We start from the raw sequence: 19,723 nt of genomic DNA on the forward strand, positions 1-19,723 counted from the left end.
AGGCTACGGGCTGCAGTGGCTCGACTGCCGAAGGAGACGGAACATGGCGGAACCGAACGAGCAAATGCCTCAGGGTGGCGATTCCACGCGGGAGGCGCAGGAGACGACCGAACAGAAGGAAGCGATGCAGAAAGCCATGCGAGAGGCGAAGGAAGTCACTCTTGCGCCGGTCGACGGGCCAGTCGCCGAGGATGGACCGGAGCGACCGGCCGAGGTGGGCATCGAGGACGTGATCGAGGAGGAGGAGGCGGAGGATCCGGCCGTCACCGGAGCGGCGATACTTCGTACGGAATGATCTCGCTTTCTCCGGCGTCCGGGCCTTCCGGACGCCGCGTCCCGCTTGTCGGCTACGCAGCCAGGACGCTAGTGTCAGCGTACCATGCGGGATTTGACACTGCGCCAGGTAGAAGTGATCCGAGCCGTCATGATGACGGGGACGATCTCTGGCGCGGCGGACTTGCTCAATGTCTCCGCACCCGGCATCAGCCGACTGGTGAAGCACACTGAGGAAAGCCTCGGGGTGCGGCTTTTCGAGCGTAAGGCGGGTCTCTTTCAGCCGGCCCCCGAGGCGGGGCCGGTCTTCGAGCAGATCCACCAGATCTACGAGAAGATGTCCGGGCTTTCCTATGCCATCACACGGCTTCGCGCCGGGACGGAGTTGGAACTCGCCTTCGCGTCCGCGCCGTCTATCGCCAACTGCGTGGTGCCGCGTGCCATTGCAAGGATTCGCCGTCGGTATCCGGAGCTTCACATCAATCTGGACCTCCTGCGATTTGAGGAGACTGTCGACTACCTTCTGCTGGAGAGGGGCGAGTTCGTGGCTTTCTCCTATTTGTTCGAGCACCCGTCGCTGGAGTTCACTCCGCTCGGCACCGGCGAGGTCATTGCGATCCTGCCCGAAGGCCATCGGCTGGCGACGGCCGAGCGAATCTCGGTGCGGGAACTTGCCGGGGAATCGCTGATAGGGGTTGGTCCAAGTGATCCCTATGGCCAGCTCATGGAGCAGCCGTTCCGTATGGCTGGCATGTCGCGTCGCCTCGCGATCCGTGTGCGCTTTGCACAGACCACGGTCGGGCTCGTCCAGCGTGGCATCGGCATTGCGACGATCGACGAGTTTTCGGTGGCGAGTGCTGATCTGCGCGGCATTGTCCGGGTGCCGCTGGTCGAACGGGCGCCCCTCACCCTCTATGCCATCCACAAGGCCGGGCGGACGCTTTCGAGCTTCGCCGAGTATGCGATTGCCCGCCTGCGCGATGAGGTCCGGGCTGCGACCGGGCTACGCGGTGCAAGCACGCGAGATTAACATTGAGTTAATGGGCTCGATACTTGAGTATTTGACGTTAGCCTCTTAGGAAGCGATGCTGCCCCATAGACGAAGGACGCGCAAGAGAAGCGCCGTCCCGGACGAAGGCGCCAGGATAAGGCGCTCGTGAAAAAGGGGGGGGATGTTGCTGCCATGCAGCCTCTCTCTGACCAATTCACGCTGACGCGGCGCAGGCGCGTCGCCCAAAGCAAGCGTGCGGCGTCAATGAACGCCGTCCGAACGGTTGTCCCCGGCTCCGGGGACCGCTGCAAGAATCCATTTCTACTGCTCTTAGGGAGAAGGCCATGACCGCTGTTGCGGATCACGAACCAAAGGGAGTGCACCAACCGAAGAAGGCTGCCGCAAGCGGCTGGATCGGTTCGGCTCTCGAATACTATGATTTCTTCATTTACGCGACCGCTGCGTCGCTGATCTTCCCGCAGATCTTTTTTCCGTCGGAAGATCCGAAGGTCGCGATCATCGCATCGCTTGCGACCTACGGTGTGGGTTACATCGCCCGCCCGATCGGCGCCTTCGTGCTCGGGCACTGGGGTGATACCCACGGCCGCAAGCAGGTGCTGATCCTCTGCATGTTCCTCATGGGCTTCTCGACCATGGCGGTGGGCCTTCTGCCGACCTACGACCAGATCGGCCTCTGGGCGCCGGCTCTGCTCGTGGTCTGCCGTCTGGTCCAGGGCTTCGCCGTGGCCGGTGAAATCTCCGGTGCATCCTCGATGATCGTCGAGCACGCGCCCTTTGGTCGTCGCGGTTTCTTCGCCTCCTTCACGCTGCAGGGCGTGCAGGTCGGCCAGATCCTCGCGGCAGCCATCTTCCTGCCGCTCGCCCACTACATGCCCGACTCGGCGTTCGCCTCGTGGGGCTGGCGTATTCCCTTCCTGCTCAGCGTCTTCGTGATCATCGCCGGCTACATCATCCGTCGCGAGGTCCACGAGACGCCGGCATTCTCGGAAGAGAGCGGCGAGAACTCCGTGCCGACCTCGCCGATCGCCGAGGCGTTCCGCACCAGCTGGCGCGACATGATCCGCGTGGTCTGCATGGCGCTCATGAACACGATCCCGGTGGTGACCACCGTGTTCGGCGCGGCCTATGCGGTGCAGGCGGCTTATGGCATTGGGTTCCACAAGGACGTCTTCCTCTGGATCCCGGTTCTCGGAAACATCGTCGCCATCATCGTCATCCCGATGATCGGCAATCTTTCGGATCGGATCGGGCGTCGTCCGCCGATGATCATCGGTTCGCTCGCCGCGGGCCTGCTCTCCTTCGCCTACCTCTGGGCGATCTCGATCCACTCGGTGCCGCTCGCCATCCTGTTCTCGATCCTCATGTGGGGCGTCGTCTACCAGGGCTACAACGCGATCTTCCCGAGCTACTTCCCGGAGCTGTTCCAGACCCGGACCCGCGTCTCGGCGATGGCGATCAGCCAGAACGTCGGCACCACGATCACGGCGCTTCTGCCGGCACTCTTCGCCTACGTCGCTCCTCCGGGCTCGGACAACGTGCCCATGATGATCGGCAGCCTCGCCTTCGGCATCACGATCATCGCGGCGATCGCCGCCTGGTCCGGCCGCGAGACCTATCGGGTTCCGATGCATGACCTCGGCAACCCGAACGCGGAGCCCATTCCGATGCCCGAGTACGAGCGTCTGCGGGCTGAGGCGATGCTCGTGAAGGGCTGAACCGAAAGGAAGGGGCGGCTCGCTGCCCCTTCCCGTTGCGGAACACACGAAGGAAACATCCCGCATGATCAGCGGCAAGACTAAGGTCATCGCGCACCTCGGCTATCCGACCGAATCGTTCAAGGCGCCGATGATCTACAATCCCTGGTTCGAGAAGACCGGCACCGACGCGGTGGTCGTGCCGATGGGGGTAAAGCCCGAGGACTACCGGGCCTTCCTGCCCATGGTGTTCAGGCTCTCGAACATCGCCGGCGCGCTCGTCACCATGCCGCACAAGGTGACGACGGTCGAACTCCTCGACGAGGCGTCCACCACGGCAAAGGTGGCGGGCTCCTGCAATGCCGTGAAGGCCGGCGCTGACGGCCGGCTCATCGGCGACATGTTCGACGGCGAAGGCTTCGTGCGCGGCGTGCTGCGCAAGGGCCGCAAGCTCGAGGGCGCGAAGGCGCTCGTGGTGGGCTCGGGCGGGGTCGGCTCGGCGATCGCCGCGTCCCTCGCGAAGGCGGGCGTCTCGAAGCTCGGTGTCTTCGATGCGTACACCCCGATGATGGACGGGCTCGCCGGGCGGCTCCGCGCGAACTATCCCGATCTTGAAGTCGCCGCCGGCGCCAAGGATCCGGCAGGCTACGACGTGGTGGTGAACGCCACCCCGCTCGGCATGAAGGAAGGCGATCCGCTCCCCGTGGACGTGGATCGGATCGACCCGGCGACGTTCGTCGGCGAGGTGGTGATGAAGACCGAGATCACGCCATTCCTCGCCGCCGCCCGTGCGCGCGGCTGCGCCTACCAGATCGGCACGGACATGCTCTTCGAGCAGATCCCGGCCTATCTCGAGTTCTTCGGACTCGGCAGCGCCACTGCCGACGAACTGCGGGAAGTGGCGACGATCCGCTACTGAAGCTGACGCAGCAGACCACCAGGGCGGCCGGAGCGATCCGGCCGCCTTTTTCGTTGCGGTCAGTCGCCGGTGTGGGCGAACTGAAGCTGGTAGAGATCGGCATAGAGCCCGCTGCGCTCCAGAAGCTCGGCATGGGTGCCCTTCTCGACGATCCGGCCCCGGTCCATGACGATGATGAGGTCGCTGTCGAGGATCGTCGCGAGGCGGTGGGCGATCACGAGCGTGGTGCGGCCATGGGCGAGCTTGTCGAGGGCGCCGCGGATCAGGGACTCGCTCTCGGCATCGAGCGCCGAGGTCGGCTCGTCGAGCAGGAGCACCGGGGCATCCCGCAGCATGGCCCGCGCAATGGAAAGCCGCTGGCGCTCCCCGCCGGAGAACTGCCCCGCCGAGGGCACGACCGGCGTGTCGTAGCCGAGTGGCAGCGCCCGGATGAAGCGGTCCGCCGCGGCGTCGCGCGCGGCCGCTTCGATCTCCTCCCGGGTGGCCGTGCGCCGGCCGAAGCCGATGTTCTCGGCGACCGTCCCCGTCAGGAGCACGGACTCCTGACTGACCACCGCGATCTGATCGCGGAGCGAGGCGAGGGTGAGTTCGCGCAGGTCGTGGCCGTCGAGCAGGATGCGCCCGCTCGTCGGATCGTAGAGCCGTGGAATGAGGTTGAAGACCGTCGACTTGCCCGCGCCGGATCGCCCGACGAAGGCGACCTTCTGCCCCGGCTCGGCGGTGAAGCTCAGGTCCTCCAGCGCGACATACCCGTTGGGATAGGCGAACGTCACGTCGTCGAAGCGGAGCTGGCCGGCCGCGTGGGGGAGCGTCACCGGACCGTCGAGAATGGTCTTCTCGGCATCGAAAAGCTGAAAGACGCGATCGAGTGCCGCCGCGCCCTGTTGCACGGTGGCGTAGTTGCCCCCGAGCCGGCGCGCCGGGCTGGAGATGACGCCGAGGCCGGTCAGGAGCGCGGTAAAGTCGGCAATGGTGATCGTCTCGGCACGGACACGGACCGCGACGGCGTAGAGCAGCACCGCCACCGCGACCCCGATCAGGATCTCCATGATCGGGCTGATCCGGGCCTGCCAGCGGTTCTGCCTGATGCGGAGGCCAAAGAGCCGCTCGAAGAGATCGTCCGCGTGCGCGGTCAGGGGTTCTTCGAGGCGGTAGGTCCGCGCCATGCGGATGCCGGCGAGACCTTCGGTCACTTCCGAGGTCATGGTCGCAACCTCGACCTGGGTCCGCCCGGCGAGGCCGCGAAGGCGTCGGCCGATGCGGTTCACCGGGACGAGGGCAATGCCGAAGATCAGGCAGATGGCGATGGTGAGCTGCCAGTCGATGGTCAGCAGCACGATGAAGGTGGCGATGATCGTCAGCGTGCCGGTGAGCCCACCGAGAAGCGCGCGCACGGCGGTGCCGATCAGCGTGATGTCGGAGGAGAACCGCGCGGCGAGGCCGGCGGGCGCTTCGGTCTGGAGCTTCGCGAGGTCGGTGCCGACCAGGCGTTCGAACATCGTCTTGCGGAGTTCGGTCTCCATGCGGGTGGTGACGCGGGTGCTGGTCGTCTCGCGGAAGTACTGTCCGATGCCATTGGCGGCGGACAGCACGATGACGCCGGCCGGGCCCCACCACGCCACGCCCGACGTGTCACCCTGGAACGCGGTCATCACCAGCTGGATGAGCTTTGAGTATCCGGCCGAGGCGAGGGCGACGATGCCGGTCATCGCCAGCGAGATCGCGAGCAGGCCCCAGTGGGGCCGGAGCCAGTCGCGCCAGAGCCGCCACCAAGGCGAGGTGTGGCGGGCGGTGTTCCGCTGGGTCATGGCGCCTCGTCGGATGCTGTTCCAGATCCGGTAACATGGTTCCATCCGGGAGACAAAGGCGAAACCGGGTGCGGTTCCCCTCGGAGTTGCCACCTGTCAGAGTTGCCAGTCGATCGCGCCGCGCCCCGATGCCACGAGCGCGGCATTCGCCCGGGAGAACGGCCGCGAGCCGAAGAATCCGGTGCGGGCGGAAAGCGGAGAGGGGTGTGCCGAGGCAAGAACCGTGTGGCGCGGGGCGACACGTGGCGCTTTTGCCTGAGCCTGCCGTCCCCAGAGCACGAAGACGCTCGGCGGGCCGGAGCTTGCCGCATCAATGATCGCGTCGGTGACTGGCCCCCAGCCCCAGCGCGCGTGTGCGTTCGCCGCACCCTCCTCGACTGTCAGCGCGGTGTTGAGCAGGAGGACGCCCTGCCGCGCCCAGGCTTCAAGGCTGCCGGTGCCGGGCTCGCGGATACCGAGGTCATCGCCGAGTTCGCGAAAGACGTTGCGCAGCGACCGCGGGGGCGCGACCCCGGGGCGGACCGAGAAGGCGAGCCCGTCGGCGTGGCCGGGGGTCGGGTAGGGGTCCTGTCCGAGGATGACGACGCGCACCGCCTCGGGTGGTGTCAGCGCGAGGGCGCGCCAGACATCCACCTCGCCGGGCGCGATCGGCCGGCCGGCGGCCCGGGCCTCGGCGACGCGGGCCTCGAGCTCCGCGATCTGCGGTGCGACCGGGGCAAGCGCCACGGCCCAGGCGGGGGGAGGCGGCATCAGTCGGCCTTCGCGCGGTCCAGATGCCCGAGCGAGCGCTCGGGCGCGATGCGGTCGCGCACCCGCTGCTTCAGGGCGCGCACGTCGGGAAAGCCGCCGTCCCCGCTCCGGTCCCAGATTTGCGCGCCGTCCACGTCGATGCGAAAGACCCCGCCCGTGCCAGGCACGAGGCGCACGGCGCCGAGTTCGTCGCGGAACGTCTGAAGCAGCTCCTGCGCCATCCAGCCGGCGCGGAGCAGCCAGTTGCACTTCGTGCAATAGGTGATCGAGACGGTCGGGCGGATGGTTGCGCCCGGGGAGTCAGAGCCGGGAAAGCCGGAGGCGGGGAGGTCGGACATACGCCCGACTCTGCACCCGCCGTCCTGTCGCTGCAAGGCTCAGGCGGCGAAGGCGCCGTGGAAGGCGATCTCGGCGAGCGGCCGGCGCGGGCTCGGCTCCTCGCGGGCGCGGAGCGCCTCGGGCAGACGGTCCGCATGCGCCTTGGTGCCGATCGCGGCCGCGGCCTCGATGCGGTAGCCTTCGGGCAATCCGAGCGCCTCGGGGATGCGGGCGAAGTCGAGGCCGGTCATGCCGTGGGCGTGCAGCCCGAGCAGATGCGCCTGCAGCGCCAGCTGGCCCCAGGCTGCGCCGGCGTCGAACGAGTGGCTGTAGATCGGCTTGGCCTCGGCGTCGTCAGTGGCGTCGAAATGGGTGCGCGACACGATGAAGACCAGCGCGCCCGCGTCCCGGGCCCACGACTGGTTGAACTCGACGAGCAGGTCGAGCAGCCGGTCGAACTCGGGCGTGCCCTTCAGGGCGTAGATGAAGCGCCAGGGCTGGGCGTTGAACGCCGACGGCGCCCAGCTCGCCGCTTCGAGGATCGTCAGGATCTGCGTCTCGGTGAGCGGGGTGCCGTCGAACGAGCGCGGCGACCACCGGTCGATGAAGAGCGGGTCGATCGGATGCTCGGAGGTGCGGCTGGTGATGCGGGCGATCTGGTTCATGGCGTGCGCTTTCGGACGGATGTTTCGCTGTTGCGGCATAGATACGCAGTCGCAGCGCAAAACTGAACCGTTCAATCCGGAAAGACATTGTCTCCGAACCGGAGACAATGCCGCCGTTCCACCATGATCCGAGAGGATCAGCCGTAGCCGCCGCCGCCCGGAGTCTCGAGCGAGAACACGTCGCCGGGCGCGACCTCGGTACGGTCGGCCGAGCGCAGCTCGTCGATCCGCCCGTCGGCGCGCTCGATGCGGGTCCGGCCACAGGCGCCGGGCTCACCGCTGCCGAGCCCGGGCGGGGGCACCACCCGGTGGCCGGAGAGGATCGCCACCGTCATCGGCGCGAGGAACCGGATGCGGCGCACCACGCCGTCGCCGCCCGGGAAACGCCCCGCCCCGCCCGAGCCGGTGCGGATCGCGAAGGTGTCGAGCACGACCGGATAGCGCCATTCCAGCACCTCCGGGTCGGTCAGGCGCGAGTTCGTCATGTGCGACTGGACGCCCGACGTCCCCGGGTGCCCCGACCCGTCAGAGAGCCGCCCCGCGCCGGTGCCGCCGCAGACGGTCTCGTAGTATTGCAGCCGGTCATCACCCCAGGTGGTGTTGTTCATCGTTGACTGTGCCGCGGCCTGCACCCCGAGGGCGAGGAAGAGCGCCGAGGTGACAGCCTGACTGGTCTCGACGTTGCCGGCGATCACCGCTGCGGGATAGCGCGGCGAGAGCATGGTGCCGGGCGGCAGGATGACGTCGAGCGGCTTCATGACGCCTTCGTTCATCGGGATGTCGTCGTCGACGAGGCAGCGGAAGACGTAGAGCACCGCCGCGCGCGTCACGGGCTCCGGCGCGTTGTAGTTGGTGGCGAGCTCCGCCGTCGTGCCGGTGAAGTCGATCGTCGCCGAGCGCGCCGCGCGATCGACGGTGATCCTGACCCGGATCTCGCGGGGGCGCCCGTCGAAGTCGGGATCCATCGGGTAGACGTATTCCGCGTCCGAGAGCGCCTCGATGGCGCGGCGGACGCATTCCTCGGCGTTCGCCTGCACGTGGCGCATGTAGGCCTCGACCGTGGCGAGGCCGAAGTCGGCCACCATGCGGCCAAGCTCCTGTGCGCCCTTCTCGCAGGCGGCAAGCTGGGCGCGGAGGTCGGCGAGGTTCGTCTCTGGCGCGCGGACCGGATAGCGCGCCGAGCCGAGGAGTTCGCGGGTCTCCGCCTCGCGGAAGTGGCCGCGGGAGACGAGGGTCCAGTTGTCGATGTAGACGCCTTCGTCGTGGATCGTGCGGCTGTCGGGGGGCATCGAGCTCGGCGTCAGGCCGCCCACGTCGGTGTGGTGGCCGCGCGCGGAGGTGAAGAAGAGCACGCGCGTGCCGGCGTCGTCCCAGACCGGGCGAACCACCGTGATGTCAGGCAGGTGCGTGCCGCCGTTGTAGGGGGCGTTCAGCACGAAGACGTCACCGGGGGCCATATCGGGGTTCTGGGCGATGATCGCCTTGACCGACGCGCCCATGGAGCCGAGGTGCACCGGCATGTGCGGCGCGTTGGCGATGAGATCACCCTCGGCGTCGAAGACGGCGCAGGAGAAGTCCAGGCGCTCCTTGATCGTCACGGACGCGGCGGTGTTCTCGAGGACCGCGCCCATCTGCTCGGCGATCGACATGTAGAGGTTGTTGAAGACCTCGAGCATCACCGGGTCGGCCTCGGTGCCGATCGCGTGGGTCGTCGGGCGCGGCTCGACGCGCACGAGGCGCACGTGGTCGTGGGCGGTGATCCGCGCCTGCCAGCCCGGTTCGATGAGGATCGAGGTGTGCGGCTCGACGAGAACCGCCGGCCCGGTGAGGGTGTCGCCGGGCCGGAGCACCTCGCGATGCACGAAGCGCGCGTCGCGCCAGCCACCGGCCAGCCAGACCGGCGCGGTGAGCGCGGTCCCGTAGGCGCTTTCGGCGCGCTCGCTCTCGGCGAGGACCGGCTCCTCGATGGAGTTCGCGGTGCCGATCGCCTCCGCTTCGGCGGTCTCGATGACAAGGGGCGCGTCGCCCGGGTCGAAGCCGAAACGGGCGCGATGGGCCTCGGCGAAGCGGGCCTTGAGCTCGGCGACCGTGCCGAAGGCGACCGGCAGAGCGGTGTCGGTGCCTTTCACCTTCAGGTGGACGATCTGGCGCAGGCGGATCGCCGTGGCGGGCACGCCTTCGGAGGCGACCTCCATGTCCGCGTCGGAGCCGAGATGGTCGAGAACGGCAGCCGCCGTCATGCGTCCCTCGTCGTCGAGCGGCGCCTCGACGGCCCGGGCGCGGACCGCCCGGATATCGGCGAGGCCCATGCCGTAGGCGGAGAGAAGCGAGGCCATGGGGTGAATGAGGCAGGTTTCCATCCCGAGGGTGTCGGCGATGGCGCAGGCGGACTGCGCTCCGGCGCCGCCGAAGACCGTCAGGCAGTAGCCCGAGACGTCATGGCCGCGCTGGACGGAGATCTTCTTGATGGCGTTTGCCATGTTCTCGACGGCGATCTTCAGGAAACCCTCGGCCACGGCCTCGGGCTCGCGGCCGATCTCGGCGGCGATCGTCTCGAAAGCGGCGCGGGTGGCCGCGACGTCGAGGGGGCGGTCGGCGTCGGGGCCGAAGATCGCCGGGAAGAACTCGGGCCGCAGCCGGCCGGTGAGCACGTTGGCGTCGGTCACGGCGAGCGGGCCGCCACGGCCGTAGCAGGCGGGGCCGGGGTCGGCACCGGCGCTCTCCGGCCCGACGCGCATGCGCGCCCCATCGAAGCCGAGGATCGAGCCGCCGCCGGCGGCGACGGTGTGGATCATCATCATCGGAGCCGTCACGCGGACGCCGGCAACCTCGCTGCGCAGCACGCGTTCAAGCTCGCCGGCGTAGTGGCAGACGTCGGTGGAGGTGCCACCCATGTCGAAGCCGATGATGCGCTTCTCGCCGGCGATGGCACTGGTCTGGACCGCGCCGACGACGCCGCCGGCCGGGCCGGAGAGGATCGCGTCCTTGCCGTCGAAGCGGTCAGCGGCGGTGAGGCCGCCCGAGGACTGCATGAACATGAGCTTGGCGCCCATGTCGCCGTCGAAGGCAGCGGCGACCCGGTCGACGTAGCGGTGCAGGATCGGGGTGAGGTAGGCGTCGACGACGGTGGTGTCGCCGCGGCTCACCATCTTCATCAGCGGGCTGACGGCATGGCTCGCGGAGACCTGGGTGAAGCCGGCTGCGCGGGCGAGTTCGGCGGCGCGCGCCTCATGGTCGGTGTGGCGGTAGCCGTGGACGAAGACGATGGCGCAGGCGTTGAAGCCCGCCGCGCGGGCGGCGGCCAACTCGGCTGCGAGATGCGCCCCATCGAGGGGAACCTCGACGGTGCCGTCCGCCCGCACGCGCTCGCGGGCCTCGATCGTGCGGGAGTGGAGCATCTCCGGCAGCACGATGTGGCGGTCGAAAAGCCGCGGGCGGTTCTGATAGGCGAGGCGAAGCTGGTCGCCGAGGCCTTGGGTGGTCACAAGGACGACGGGCTCGCCGCGGCGCTCAAGGAGCGCGTTGGTGGCGACCGTGGTGCCCATGCGGACCGAGGCGACGCGCTCGGCCGGGATTGCCGCCGCGGCGTCGAGGCCCAGGAACTGGCGAATGCCATGCACCGCGGCATCCTCGTAGCGCTCGGGGTTCTCGGAGAGGAGCTTCGCGCGATGCAGGCGGCCGTCCGGGTCGCGGGCGACGATGTCGGTGAACGTACCGCCGCGGTCAATCCAGAAATCCCACGCCGACATGGCTCTTCTCCCCCCTCAGTTGAACCCGAGGCGACTGTCACCACGGGCTGAGGTCGGATGCAAGCGCGAGCGGAGTGAAGCGGACGATTACTTACAAGATTCTTCAGTCTGGAGTGATCACCCGGCGGTAGAGGTGCCAGGTCGCGTGACCGAGTACTGGCAGCGCAACGACGACGCCGAGGAAGAACGGCACCATGGCGACGGCGAGGAGTCCGATGATGATCCACGCCCAGTGCAGCATGGCCTGCGGGTTCTTCGTCACGGCCTCGAAGCTCGTCACCATGGCGGTGACGAAGTCGAGATCCCGGTCGACGAGCATGGGCAGCGAGACAGCGGTGAGCGCGAAGAGCACGAAGGCGATGCCGGCGCCAGCGAGGGTTCCGACGATCAGGAGCGCGATGCCGCTGTTGCTGGCAAGGACGGCGTCGATATCGACGAACCCGATGTTCGAGCGACCGAGGAAGAGGAGCGTCAGCATCCCCGCGGTCCACATCCAGGTGAGAAATCCGGCGAGGGCGACGAAGGCCATCATCGGGATCTGGCGATTGCGGGCGTTCCAGACGACGCCGAGGATCGCGGGCCAGGTCAGGACCTCACCGGTCTCGCGGCGTCGGCTGACCTCGTAGAGCCCGACCGCGGCAAAGGGGCCGACGAGCGGGAAGGCGAAGGAGAAGGGGATGATCCAGAGCGAATGCTGCACGACCCAGAGCTGCAGGAAGATCGCGATGCCAACGGCAGCATAGACACCGCCGAAGAACAGCCCGAAGCGGGGCACGGCGCGGAAGTCAGCCCAACCGGCGGAGAGCGCGGCATAAACGTCGTCGGAGGAGATCCGGCGGACGGTTGGCCGCGGGAAGGCCTGAAGGTCGGCGGTCGGGCTCATGGGCGTCTCCTCTCGGGGCGTCTGGCGGCCACCCTGCCAGACTACCGCAACCGGCGCAGACGTCGAGCCTCGCAACGGCGTTGAGTGTGACTTGCCCGAAGTGGCGGGTGCAGCGCGTTGACATGGCGCAAGGTTTCGTGCCGTTTCGCTCTGTCAGCGCAACGAGCGAAGAGGAAGCCGCCGATGCATCGTCTGGCCGTGGAAGGTATCTCGCTGTCGGTCGAGCCGCGGTGCGGCATCCTCGCCGATCTGGTGATCGAACGGGGCGGCCGGCGAATCGCGCCGCTGCACCGGGCGCCGTGGGTCGGTCGGCCAAGTGAGGTACCCGCGGACGCGGCGCCGCATCTCGCGGTCCTCGAGGGCGACTTCTTTTGCGCGCCGTTCGGGCGGACCGATGATCCCGACATCCCGGCGCACGGCTGGCCGGCGAACGGACACTGGCAGCTCGGCGGCATCGACATCGGCGAGGATGGTGCGAAGACCGCGCGGCTGGAGTTGGGCGAGCTGGTGCAGGGTGCAGCCGTGACCAAGGAGGTGACGGTCTGCCCGGGACATCCGGTCGTCTACCAGCGGCACGTGCTGCGGGGCGGGGCGGGGCGGCTGCCGATCGCGCACCACGCGATGATCCGGGTCCCCGGCGGGGCGCGGCTCAGTTTCTCGCCCAAGGATTTCGGCGCGACGCCGACGACGCCGCAGGAGGGAGATCCGGAGCGCGGGCGCTCGCTCCTCGCCTATCCGCAACGCTTCGAGGCGTTGACGGACGTCGGGCTCGCCGATGGCACGCGCCGCGACCTCAGCCGGTATCCCTGGGGCGAGGGGCAGGAGGATTTCCTGACGCTGTTCGACCCGCCGGACGCGCAGATCGGCTGGTCGGCGGCGGTGGCGAAGGTCGACGGCTTCGTCTTCTTCGCGGTGAAGGATGCGAGCGTGCTTGGCCAGACCTCGCTCTGGATGAGCAACGGCGGGCGGCGCTACGCGCCGTGGTCCTCGCGGCACAAGGCGGTGCTGGGGATCGAGGAGACCTGTTCGCATTTCGGCGACGGACCGACCGTCTCGGGCGGCGACAACGATCTGACGCGGGCCGGCTACCGGACCGCCGTTGCCCTCGGTGGGCGGGTGGACGTGCGGTATGCGCTGGGTGCGATCCCGCTGCCCGAGGGCTGGAGCGAGATCGCGGAGATCGTGCTGAGCGACGGGGAGCTGGCGCTCGTGGACGTCAGTGGACGGTGCGAGGCGGTGCCGTTCAACCGGGCCTTCCTCAACGTCTGAGAGCGGACACGAGCCGGACCGGAGCGGTCGGGCCCCTCTCGTCGTCACGGTTGGCGTGGCATCGGTCCGTTGACCTCGCCGGGCGCGCCTTCGGGGCTTGCGCCCCCATCGGGTGTGCCGGCATCGGCGGGGTCGGCTTCGGGTGCGGCGTTCTCGGCCGCCACTGCCGCCGCCCGTTCCTCGGCGATGCGCTGCGCCTCGATCCGGCGCCACGTCGCCACGTTGCGGTTGTGCTCGTCCAGTGTCCGGGCGAACACGTGGCCGCCCGTGCCGTCGGCGACGAAGAAGATGTCGTCCGTGGCCTCCGGATGCGCCGCCGCGTTGATCGCCGTGGCGCCGGGGTTGGCGATCGGCGTCGGGGGCAGGCCGGTGACGACGTAGGTGTTGTAGGGCGTCGGGGCGGAAAGCTCGCTCGCGCGAAGACCGCGCCCGAGGGGTGCCGCCCCCCCGGTGATGCCATAGATCACCGTCGGGTCGGTCTGGAGCCGCATCCCGCGGTTCAGCCGGTTGACGAAGACCGACGCGACGCGCGCCCGCTCGGTCGGCACTCCGGTTTCCTTCTCGACGATGGAGGCGAGGGTCAGGAGTTCCTCGGGTGACTTCAGGGGCAGGTTGGGCGCCCGGCTGTCCCACGCGGCCGCAAGGATGCGCTCCTGCTCCGCCTGCATGCGGCCGAGGAGCGCGTTCCGGTCATCGCCGCGCTGCACGTCATAGCCGGCCGGTGCCAGCATCCCTTCGGGCGGTACCGTCGTCACGTCGCCCACGAGGTCTTCGCGCGCGTTGATCATCGCCACGACCTGCGCACTGGTCAGCCCCTCGGGCACGACGATCTGCCGGACGACATTGCCGCCGGTGTTCAGGAGCTTCAGGACGTCTTCCATCGAAGCGCCGGCGGGGATCTGGTACTCGCCGAACTTCAGACCGCCATCGAGATGGGCGTAGCGCGCGCCGATGCGCAGGATGGTGGCATTTCGCACCACCCCCTGTGACATCAGCTTGTCGGAGACGCTGGCGAAGGTCTCGCCCCTGTCGACGACAAAATCGACGGGTGCGGTCAGGGGGCCTGCCGCGCGAAACTGCGACTGCCCCCAGGTGATCAGGCCGAAGAGCACCACCAGCCCGACAATGACGAGCGTCAGCGCGTTGGCGGCGACGTGTCGCATCATCGTCCCGTGCTCACTCCACCCGCCGGAGCACCAGCGAAGCGTTGGTACCGCCGAAGCCGAAGGAGTTCGACAGCGCCACGTCGATCTGCTTCTCCACCGGCTTCCACGGTGCGAGATCGAGCGCGGTCTCGATGGAGGGCTCGTCTAGGTTGATCGTCGGCGGCGCCACGTTGTCGCGGATTGCCAGCGCGCAGAAGATCGCCTCGACGGCGCCGGCCGCACCGAGCAGATGGCCGATCGAGGACTTGGTGGACGACATCGTCACCTTGCCCGCGTGATCGCCGAGAAGCCGCACGACGGCGCCAAGCTCGATCTCGTCACCAACCGGCGTCGAGGTGCCGTGGGCGTTCACGTAGTCGATGGCCTCGGGCGTCAGCCCGGCGTTCCTGAGAGCCGCGGTCATCGCCCGGAAGCCGCCTTCGCCGTTCGGCGCGGGGGAGGTGATGTGATAGGCGTCGCCGGAAAGTCCGTAGCCGACGACCTCGGCATAGATCTTCGCGCCGCGGGCCTTGGCGTGCTCGTATTCCTCGAGCACCACGACGCCGGCGCCTTCGCCCATGACGAAGCCGTCGCGCCCCTTGTCGTACGGGCGGCTGCCGCGTTCAGGCGTGTCGTTGTAACCGGTCGAGAGCGCCTTGCAGGCGTTGAAGCCGGCGATGCCGAGTTCGCAGATCGCCGCTTCGGCGCCGCCGGCGACCATGACGTCGGCGTCACCGTGCTGAATGAGGCGCATGCCGTCACCGATCGCGTGCGCGCCGGTGGAGCAGGCGGTCACCACGGAGTGGTTCGGGCCCTTGAAGCCGTAGCGGATCGAGACCTGGCCGGAGCCGAGGTTGATGAGGCTGCCGGGGATGAAGAACGGCGAGACGCGCCGCGGCCCCTTTTCCTTCAGGGTGATCGACGTCTCGGCAATGGTCGCGAGCCCGCCGATGCCGGAGCCGATGATGACGCCGGTGCGCTCGCGCTCCGCCTCGTCCTCGGGCTTCCAGTCCGCGTCGGTGAGCGCCTGCTCGGCAGCCGCGATGGCGAAGAGGATGAAGTTGTCGACCTTGCGCTGGTCCTTGGGGGCCAGCCAGTCGTCGGCGTTGAAGGTCCCGTTCGAGCCGTCGCCGCGCGGCACCTCGCAGGCGATCTGCGTCGGCAGGTGGCTCGGATCGAAGAGGGTGATCCGGCCGGCGCCGGACTTGCCGGCGATGAGCCGGGACCAGGTTTCCTCGACACCGTTCGCCAACGGCGAGACCATGCCCATTCCGGTGATCACCACTCGCCGCATCGATGCCCTCCGCAAAATCCGGCCCCGTTTACCGCGAAATCGCCGGGGCGAACAAGCCTCGTTGCTCGTCGGGGACTCCATTGGAAATCTGTCGCTCGACCCCGCGCGTTCGAGGCAGTACCTCTCGGACATTCGCGAGCCGGGGAGAGCGCATGGTCGACGCAACGGAGCCGACGCAGTTCTATGCCATGCACCGTCATGGCTTCGTACGGGTCGCATCGAGCACCCCCCGCGTGCTGCCGGCGGATGTCGCCTTCAACCGCGATGCCATCCTCGCCGAGGCGCGTCGGGCATCGGCGGCAGACGTCGATCTCGTGGTTTTCCCCGAACTCGCGCTTTCTTCCTACGCGATCGACGATCTGCTGATGCAGACCGCGCTTCTCGATGCGGTTGAGGCGGCGGTCGCGACGCTGGTCGAGGAGAGCTCCGGGCTGACGCCGCTGCTTCTCATCGGCGCGCCGCTGCGTCACGAGGGCCGGCTCTACAACTGCGCGCTCGCGATCTCGCGGGGGCGGCTGCTGGGGGTGGTGCCGAAGTCCTATCTGCCGAACTACCGCGAGTACTACGAGAAGCGGTGGTTCGCCCATGGCCGGGGCGTCGTCGGACGCTCGATCCGCGTTGGCGGCATCGAGGCGCCGTTCGGAGTCGATCTGCTGTTCGAGGCGACCGACCTGCCGGGCTTTGTGGTGCATGCGGAGATCTGCGAAGACTTCTGGGCGACGCATCCGCCCTCGTCCGATGGCGCGCTCGCCGGTGCGACGATCCTTGCGAACCTCTCGGCATCGAACAGCACGATCGGCAAGTCCGACGAGCGGCATCTGCTCTGCCGCTCGCAATCGGCGCGCGCGGTCGCAGCCTATGTCTACGCCGCGGCCGGTCCGGGGGAGAGCACGACCGATCTCGCGTGGGACGGGCAGGGGGTGATCTACGAGCTTGGCGACCTGCTTGCGGAGTCCGAGCGGTTTCCGCTCGAGCCGGGCCTCACCATCGCCGACGTGGACGTTGGCCGTGTGCTCGCCGAGCGCCTGCGCACGGGCACGTTCAACGATGCCGCCGAGGGGCTCGCGCGGCCGTTCCGGCGTATCGGCTTCGAGCATCGTCCGTCGTTTCGCGACATCGGCCTCATGCGTCGGATCCGTCGCTTTCCGTTCGTGCCGAACCGGCAGGAGAAGCTCGAGGAAGACTGCTACGAGGCGTTCAGCATTCAGGTCGAGGGGCTTGCGCGCCGGTTTCAGGCGACGGGGTCGAAGACGCTGGTGATCGGCATTTCGGGTGGGCTCGATTCGACCCACGCGCTGATCGTCGCCGCCAAGGTGTGCGACCGGCTCGGGCTGCCGCGGACGGCGATCCTCGGGTTCACCATGCCGGGTTTCGCCACCAGCGACGGGACGAAATCGAACGCCTGGGCGCTCATGCGCTCGACCGGGATCACCGGCGACGAGATCGACATCCGACCAGCCGCCCGGCAGATGCTCGCCGACCTGGGGCATCCCTTCGCGGACGGTGAGCCGGCTTATGACGTGACGTTCGAGAACGTGCAGGCCGGGCTTCGGACCGACTACCTGTTCCGTCTCGCGAACCAGCGGAACGGCATCGTGGTCGGCACGGGTGATCTCTCCGAGCTGGCGCTCGGCTGGTGCACCTACGGCGTCGGCGACCAGATGAGCCACTATGCCGTCAACTGCGGCGTGCCGAAGACCCTCATCCAGTACCTGATCCGCTGGACCGCGCGCACGCAAGTCGATGCGGAGACCGCCGGGGTGCTCGAGGCGATCCTCGCCACCGAGATCTCGCCCGAGCTTGTTCCTGCCGACGCAAGCGGTGCGATCCAGAGCACGGAATCAAAGATCGGCCCCTACGAATTGCATGACTTCTTCCTGCATCAGGTCATGCGCTGGGGGCATGCGCCCTCGAAGGTGGCGTTCCTCGCGTGGCATGCGTGGCGCGATGCGGAGGCGGGGCTCTGGCCGGCGGATTTCCCCAGGGACGCCCGGCGGTCCCATGACCTTGCCACCATTCGGAAGTGGCTCGAAGTCTTTCTCTGGCGCTTCTTCGCGTTCAGCCAGTTCAAGCGGTCGGCGATCCCGAACGGCCCGAAGGTATCGTCGGCGGGCGCGCTCTCGCCGCGTGGCGACTGGCGAGCACCATCGGATTCCACCGCGCGGCCGTGGCTCGACGAGCTGGCGCGCAATGTCCCGGAGGCGTGACATGCGTGCGGTTCGTCTTCTCGCGCCGGGTGAGCTCGCCTGCGTCGAGGTGCCGATGCCCGCACCCGGACCGGGCGAGGTTCTGGTGAAGGTCGCCGCCGCCGGTATTTGCGGGACCGACCGCCATCTCTATCTCGGGGAGTTCCCGAGCCGGCCGCCGGTCACGCTCGGCCACGAGTTCTCCGGCACCGTCGAGGCGGTGGGCGCGGGGGTCGGGTTGGCGGTCGGCACGCCGGTGGCCTGTGATCCGAACACCTGGTGCGGCACTTGCGATGCGTGCAACCGCGGCCGGGTCAACCTCTGTGCCCGCAATGTCGCGACGGGCATCCACCGGGACGGCGGCTTCGCTGAATACGCGGTCTTTCCGGCGTGGAAGGCCGTGCCGTTGCCGGCGGGGCTGGACCTCGCCCAAGGTGCCTTTGCGGAGCCGCTCGCCTGTACGCTCCACGGCGTTGACGTTGGGGCGCCGCGCCCGGGCGAACGGGTGATCGTGCTGGGGGGTGGAGTGATTGGCCTGCTGGCGCTGCAACTCGCGCGTCTCTCGGGTGCCGAGGTGCTGCTCCTCACCCGGAGCGAGGGCAAGCGCGCGCTCGGGTCCCGGCTGGGAGCGTGCGCCACAGCCCCGACGCCGGAGGCGGCGCGCGCGATCTGGCCGGACGGGGCCAATCTCGTCCTGGAGTGCGCCGGCGTGCCCGCGACTGTCGCGGCGGCACCATCGCTGGCGCGCGCCGGGGGACGGGTGGTCGTCCTTGGTGTGCTCGCTCAGGGTGCCACGGTGCCGATCGAGCCTTTCGACCTGCTGTTCCGCGAGATCCGGCTTGATTTCGCCTTCATCAACCCGTTCACGACGACGCGGGCCGTCGCACTCATCGCTTCGGGAGCCGTCGAGGTCGCGCCGCTCGTATCGCGAACGGTCTCGCTCACCGATGCGTCCGAAGTCATCGCGGCACCGGCACGGCCGGGCGATGTAAAGGTGTTGATCGATCCCGGCAGGTGACCGGGCCGCGAGCTGTCGTCCATGTCAAAATCGTCATGTGAAAGGCCGCCGATTGCATTTGCCCGGCATGGCGGCGCTGGCTATCAATTTCGACACCGGGGAAACCGGCAGAAGGCCTCGAACCAGGGGCGACGCAGGGAGGAAGAGTGCACGCGTCTGGTGCTTCGGCGGCCTGGCGCGGCGCCTGCAACGCGACCGATCCGTTTCCGGCATCAGCCATGGCTGCGCGCGTGAGTGAGGATCAAGGAGAGCCCGCACGTCCGTGAGAACGGACGTGCGGGCTTTCTTTTTCGCTCAGACCGTCGGAGCGGCGGGCTTGGCGCCGTCACGGATGAGGTCGCGGATCTCGATCAGCACCTCTTCCTGGGTCGGGCCCTTGGGCTCATCGGGAGCCTTTTCCTTGGGGACCATGTTGCGGGCCCTGTTCACACCCTTGACCAGCAGGAAGACCACCCAGGCGATGATCAGGAAGTTGATGACCGCGGTCAGGAACGCACCGTAGCGGAAGGTTGCCGCGTGATCGCCCTCACCGAGGATGAGCTGGTAGCTCGAGAAGTCGATTCCGCCGATGACGAAACCGATCAGCGGATTGATGAGGTCATTGACGAGACTGGTGACGATTGCCGTGAACGCGGCACCGATGATGATACCCACAGCCAGGTCCATCACGTTGCCGCGCGCGATGAAGTCGCGGAATTCCTTGATCATTGGCTTCTCCCTCTCCCAAGATCCAATGAATC

General features: G+C 68.2%; 16 protein-coding genes. 7 read left to right on the forward strand and 9 right to left on the reverse strand.

The window, feature by feature from the left end; all coding sequences use genetic code 11:
• Positions 1 to 43 precede the first annotated feature (43 nt).
• The 4 genes from HNP73_RS16840 to HNP73_RS16855 all read left to right on the forward strand — a co-directional run bounded on the left by HNP73_RS16840 (position 44) and on the right by HNP73_RS16855 (position 3,898).
• Complete coding sequence (locus tag HNP73_RS16840; protein ID WP_184152268.1) at positions 44 to 295, forward strand: hypothetical protein; 252 nt, start codon at positions 44 to 46, stop codon at positions 293 to 295.
• 84 nt (positions 296 to 379) lie between these two features.
• The gene (locus tag HNP73_RS16845; RefSeq protein WP_184152273.1) at positions 380 to 1,303 is read left to right on the forward strand and encodes a LysR family transcriptional regulator; all 924 of its coding nucleotides are present in this window, start codon (positions 380 to 382) and stop codon (positions 1,301 to 1,303) included.
• 305 nt (positions 1,304 to 1,608) lie between these two features.
• Complete coding sequence (locus HNP73_RS16850) at positions 1,609 to 3,000, forward strand: MFS transporter (RefSeq protein ID WP_184152276.1); 1,392 nt, start codon at positions 1,609 to 1,611, stop codon at positions 2,998 to 3,000.
• Between the two features lie 64 nt (positions 3,001 to 3,064).
• Positions 3,065 to 3,898: a shikimate dehydrogenase family protein gene (locus HNP73_RS16855; RefSeq protein ID WP_184152279.1), complete on the forward strand. Its 834-nt coding sequence runs from the start codon at positions 3,065 to 3,067 to the stop codon at positions 3,896 to 3,898.
• 59 nt (positions 3,899 to 3,957) lie between these two features.
• Here the strand turns inward: HNP73_RS16855 and HNP73_RS16860 are convergent, their stop codons facing one another.
• The 6 genes from HNP73_RS16860 to HNP73_RS16885 form a co-directional block, all read right to left on the reverse strand.
• The gene (locus tag HNP73_RS16860) at positions 3,958 to 5,706 is read right to left on the reverse strand and encodes an ABC transporter ATP-binding protein (protein ID WP_184152282.1); all 1,749 of its coding nucleotides are present in this window, start codon (positions 5,704 to 5,706) and stop codon (positions 3,958 to 3,960) included.
• 96 nt (positions 5,707 to 5,802) lie between these two features.
• Positions 5,803 to 6,456 (reverse strand): uracil-DNA glycosylase, encoded by a 654-nt coding sequence (locus HNP73_RS16865; protein ID WP_184152285.1) that lies wholly within the window; start codon positions 6,454 to 6,456, stop codon positions 5,803 to 5,805.
• A complete protein-coding gene (locus tag HNP73_RS16870; protein ID WP_184152288.1) occupies positions 6,456 to 6,794 on the reverse strand; it encodes an Rdx family protein in 339 nt (112 codons plus the stop codon). The genes HNP73_RS16865 and HNP73_RS16870 overlap by 1 nt, the downstream gene beginning before the upstream one ends.
• A 39-nt stretch (positions 6,795 to 6,833) precedes the next feature.
• On the reverse strand, positions 6,834 to 7,439 hold the full coding sequence (locus HNP73_RS16875; protein ID WP_221288727.1) for a nitroreductase family protein: 606 nt from the start codon (positions 7,437 to 7,439) through the stop codon (positions 6,834 to 6,836).
• Between the two features lie 137 nt (positions 7,440 to 7,576).
• Positions 7,577 to 11,188: a hydantoinase B/oxoprolinase family protein gene (locus HNP73_RS16880; protein WP_184152291.1), complete on the reverse strand. Its 3,612-nt coding sequence runs from the start codon at positions 11,186 to 11,188 to the stop codon at positions 7,577 to 7,579.
• 103 nt (positions 11,189 to 11,291) lie between these two features.
• Positions 11,292 to 12,071 (reverse strand): DUF2189 domain-containing protein, encoded by a 780-nt coding sequence (locus HNP73_RS16885; protein ID WP_184152294.1) that lies wholly within the window; start codon positions 12,069 to 12,071, stop codon positions 11,292 to 11,294.
• Positions 12,072 to 12,254: 183 nt separating this feature from the next.
• Between HNP73_RS16885 and HNP73_RS16890 the strand changes: the two genes are divergently transcribed.
• Positions 12,255 to 13,340, forward strand: coding sequence for a hypothetical protein (locus HNP73_RS16890; RefSeq protein WP_184152297.1), 1,086 nt, complete (start codon positions 12,255 to 12,257; stop codon positions 13,338 to 13,340).
• Positions 13,341 to 13,384: 44 nt separating this feature from the next.
• Here the strand turns inward: HNP73_RS16890 and mltG are convergent, their stop codons facing one another.
• Together mltG and fabF are read right to left on the reverse strand one after the other, a co-directional pair.
• Positions 13,385 to 14,506 carry an endolytic transglycosylase MltG gene (gene mltG / locus HNP73_RS16895; protein ID WP_184152300.1) on the reverse strand — a complete coding sequence of 374 codons (1,122 nt, stop codon included), beginning with the start codon at positions 14,504 to 14,506 and terminating at the stop codon, positions 13,385 to 13,387.
• 10 nt (positions 14,507 to 14,516) lie between these two features.
• Positions 14,517 to 15,779, reverse strand: a complete 1,263-nt coding sequence (gene fabF, locus HNP73_RS16900; RefSeq protein WP_184152303.1) for a beta-ketoacyl-ACP synthase II — start codon at positions 15,777 to 15,779, stop codon at positions 14,517 to 14,519.
• A gap of 152 nt (positions 15,780 to 15,931) precedes the next feature.
• Here fabF and HNP73_RS16905 point away from each other — a divergent pair, with 152 nt between their 5' ends.
• Positions 15,932 to 17,986, forward strand: coding sequence for an NAD(+) synthase (locus HNP73_RS16905; RefSeq protein ID WP_184152306.1), 2,055 nt, complete (start codon positions 15,932 to 15,934; stop codon positions 17,984 to 17,986).
• A 1-nt stretch (position 17,987) separates the two neighbouring features.
• Positions 17,988 to 18,983: a zinc-dependent alcohol dehydrogenase family protein gene (locus tag HNP73_RS16910; RefSeq protein WP_184152309.1), complete on the forward strand. Its 996-nt coding sequence runs from the start codon at positions 17,988 to 17,990 to the stop codon at positions 18,981 to 18,983.
• 294 nt (positions 18,984 to 19,277) lie between these two features.
• Here the strand turns inward: HNP73_RS16910 and mscL are convergent, their stop codons facing one another.
• Entirely contained in the window at positions 19,278 to 19,691 is a 414-nt protein-coding gene (gene mscL, locus HNP73_RS16915) for a large-conductance mechanosensitive channel protein MscL (RefSeq protein ID WP_184152312.1), read from the reverse strand.
• Positions 19,692 to 19,723 lie beyond the last annotated feature (32 nt).

The sequence above is a fragment of the Amaricoccus macauensis genome (genome assembly GCF_014201905.1).
Taxonomy (GTDB): Bacteria; Pseudomonadota; Alphaproteobacteria; order Rhodobacterales; family Rhodobacteraceae; genus Amaricoccus; species Amaricoccus macauensis.

What these genes read in the sequence shown, in the direction of transcription:
- HNP73_RS16840 (WP_184152268.1), top strand. Translation starts at nt 44, where the DNA reads ATGGCGGAACCGAACGAGCAAATGCCTCAGGGTGGCGATTCCACGCGG.
- HNP73_RS16845 (WP_184152273.1), top strand. Translation starts at nt 380, where the DNA reads ATGCGGGATTTGACACTGCGCCAGGTAGAAGTGATCCGAGCCGTCATG.
- HNP73_RS16850 (WP_184152276.1), top strand. Translation starts at nt 1,609, where the DNA reads ATGACCGCTGTTGCGGATCACGAACCAAAGGGAGTGCACCAACCGAAG.
- HNP73_RS16855 (WP_184152279.1), top strand. Translation starts at nt 3,065, where the DNA reads ATGATCAGCGGCAAGACTAAGGTCATCGCGCACCTCGGCTATCCGACC.
- HNP73_RS16860 (WP_184152282.1), bottom strand. Translation starts at nt 5,706, where the DNA reads ATGACCCAGCGGAACACCGCCCGCCACACCTCGCCTTGGTGGCGGCTC.
- HNP73_RS16865 (WP_184152285.1), bottom strand. Translation starts at nt 6,456, where the DNA reads ATGCCGCCTCCCCCCGCCTGGGCCGTGGCGCTTGCCCCGGTCGCACCG.
- HNP73_RS16870 (WP_184152288.1), bottom strand. Translation starts at nt 6,794, where the DNA reads ATGTCCGACCTCCCCGCCTCCGGCTTTCCCGGCTCTGACTCCCCGGGC.
- HNP73_RS16875 (WP_221288727.1), bottom strand. Translation starts at nt 7,439, where the DNA reads ATGAACCAGATCGCCCGCATCACCAGCCGCACCTCCGAGCATCCGATC.
- HNP73_RS16880 (WP_184152291.1), bottom strand. Translation starts at nt 11,188, where the DNA reads ATGTCGGCGTGGGATTTCTGGATTGACCGCGGCGGTACGTTCACCGAC.
- HNP73_RS16885 (WP_184152294.1), bottom strand. Translation starts at nt 12,071, where the DNA reads ATGAGCCCGACCGCCGACCTTCAGGCCTTCCCGCGGCCAACCGTCCGC.
- HNP73_RS16890 (WP_184152297.1), top strand. Translation starts at nt 12,255, where the DNA reads ATGCATCGTCTGGCCGTGGAAGGTATCTCGCTGTCGGTCGAGCCGCGG.
- mltG (WP_184152300.1), bottom strand. Translation starts at nt 14,506, where the DNA reads ATGATGCGACACGTCGCCGCCAACGCGCTGACGCTCGTCATTGTCGGG.
- fabF (WP_184152303.1), bottom strand. Translation starts at nt 15,779, where the DNA reads ATGCGGCGAGTGGTGATCACCGGAATGGGCATGGTCTCGCCGTTGGCG.
- HNP73_RS16905 (WP_184152306.1), top strand. Translation starts at nt 15,932, where the DNA reads ATGGTCGACGCAACGGAGCCGACGCAGTTCTATGCCATGCACCGTCAT.
- HNP73_RS16910 (WP_184152309.1), top strand. Translation starts at nt 17,988, where the DNA reads ATGCGTGCGGTTCGTCTTCTCGCGCCGGGTGAGCTCGCCTGCGTCGAG.
- mscL (WP_184152312.1), bottom strand. Translation starts at nt 19,691, where the DNA reads ATGATCAAGGAATTCCGCGACTTCATCGCGCGCGGCAACGTGATGGAC.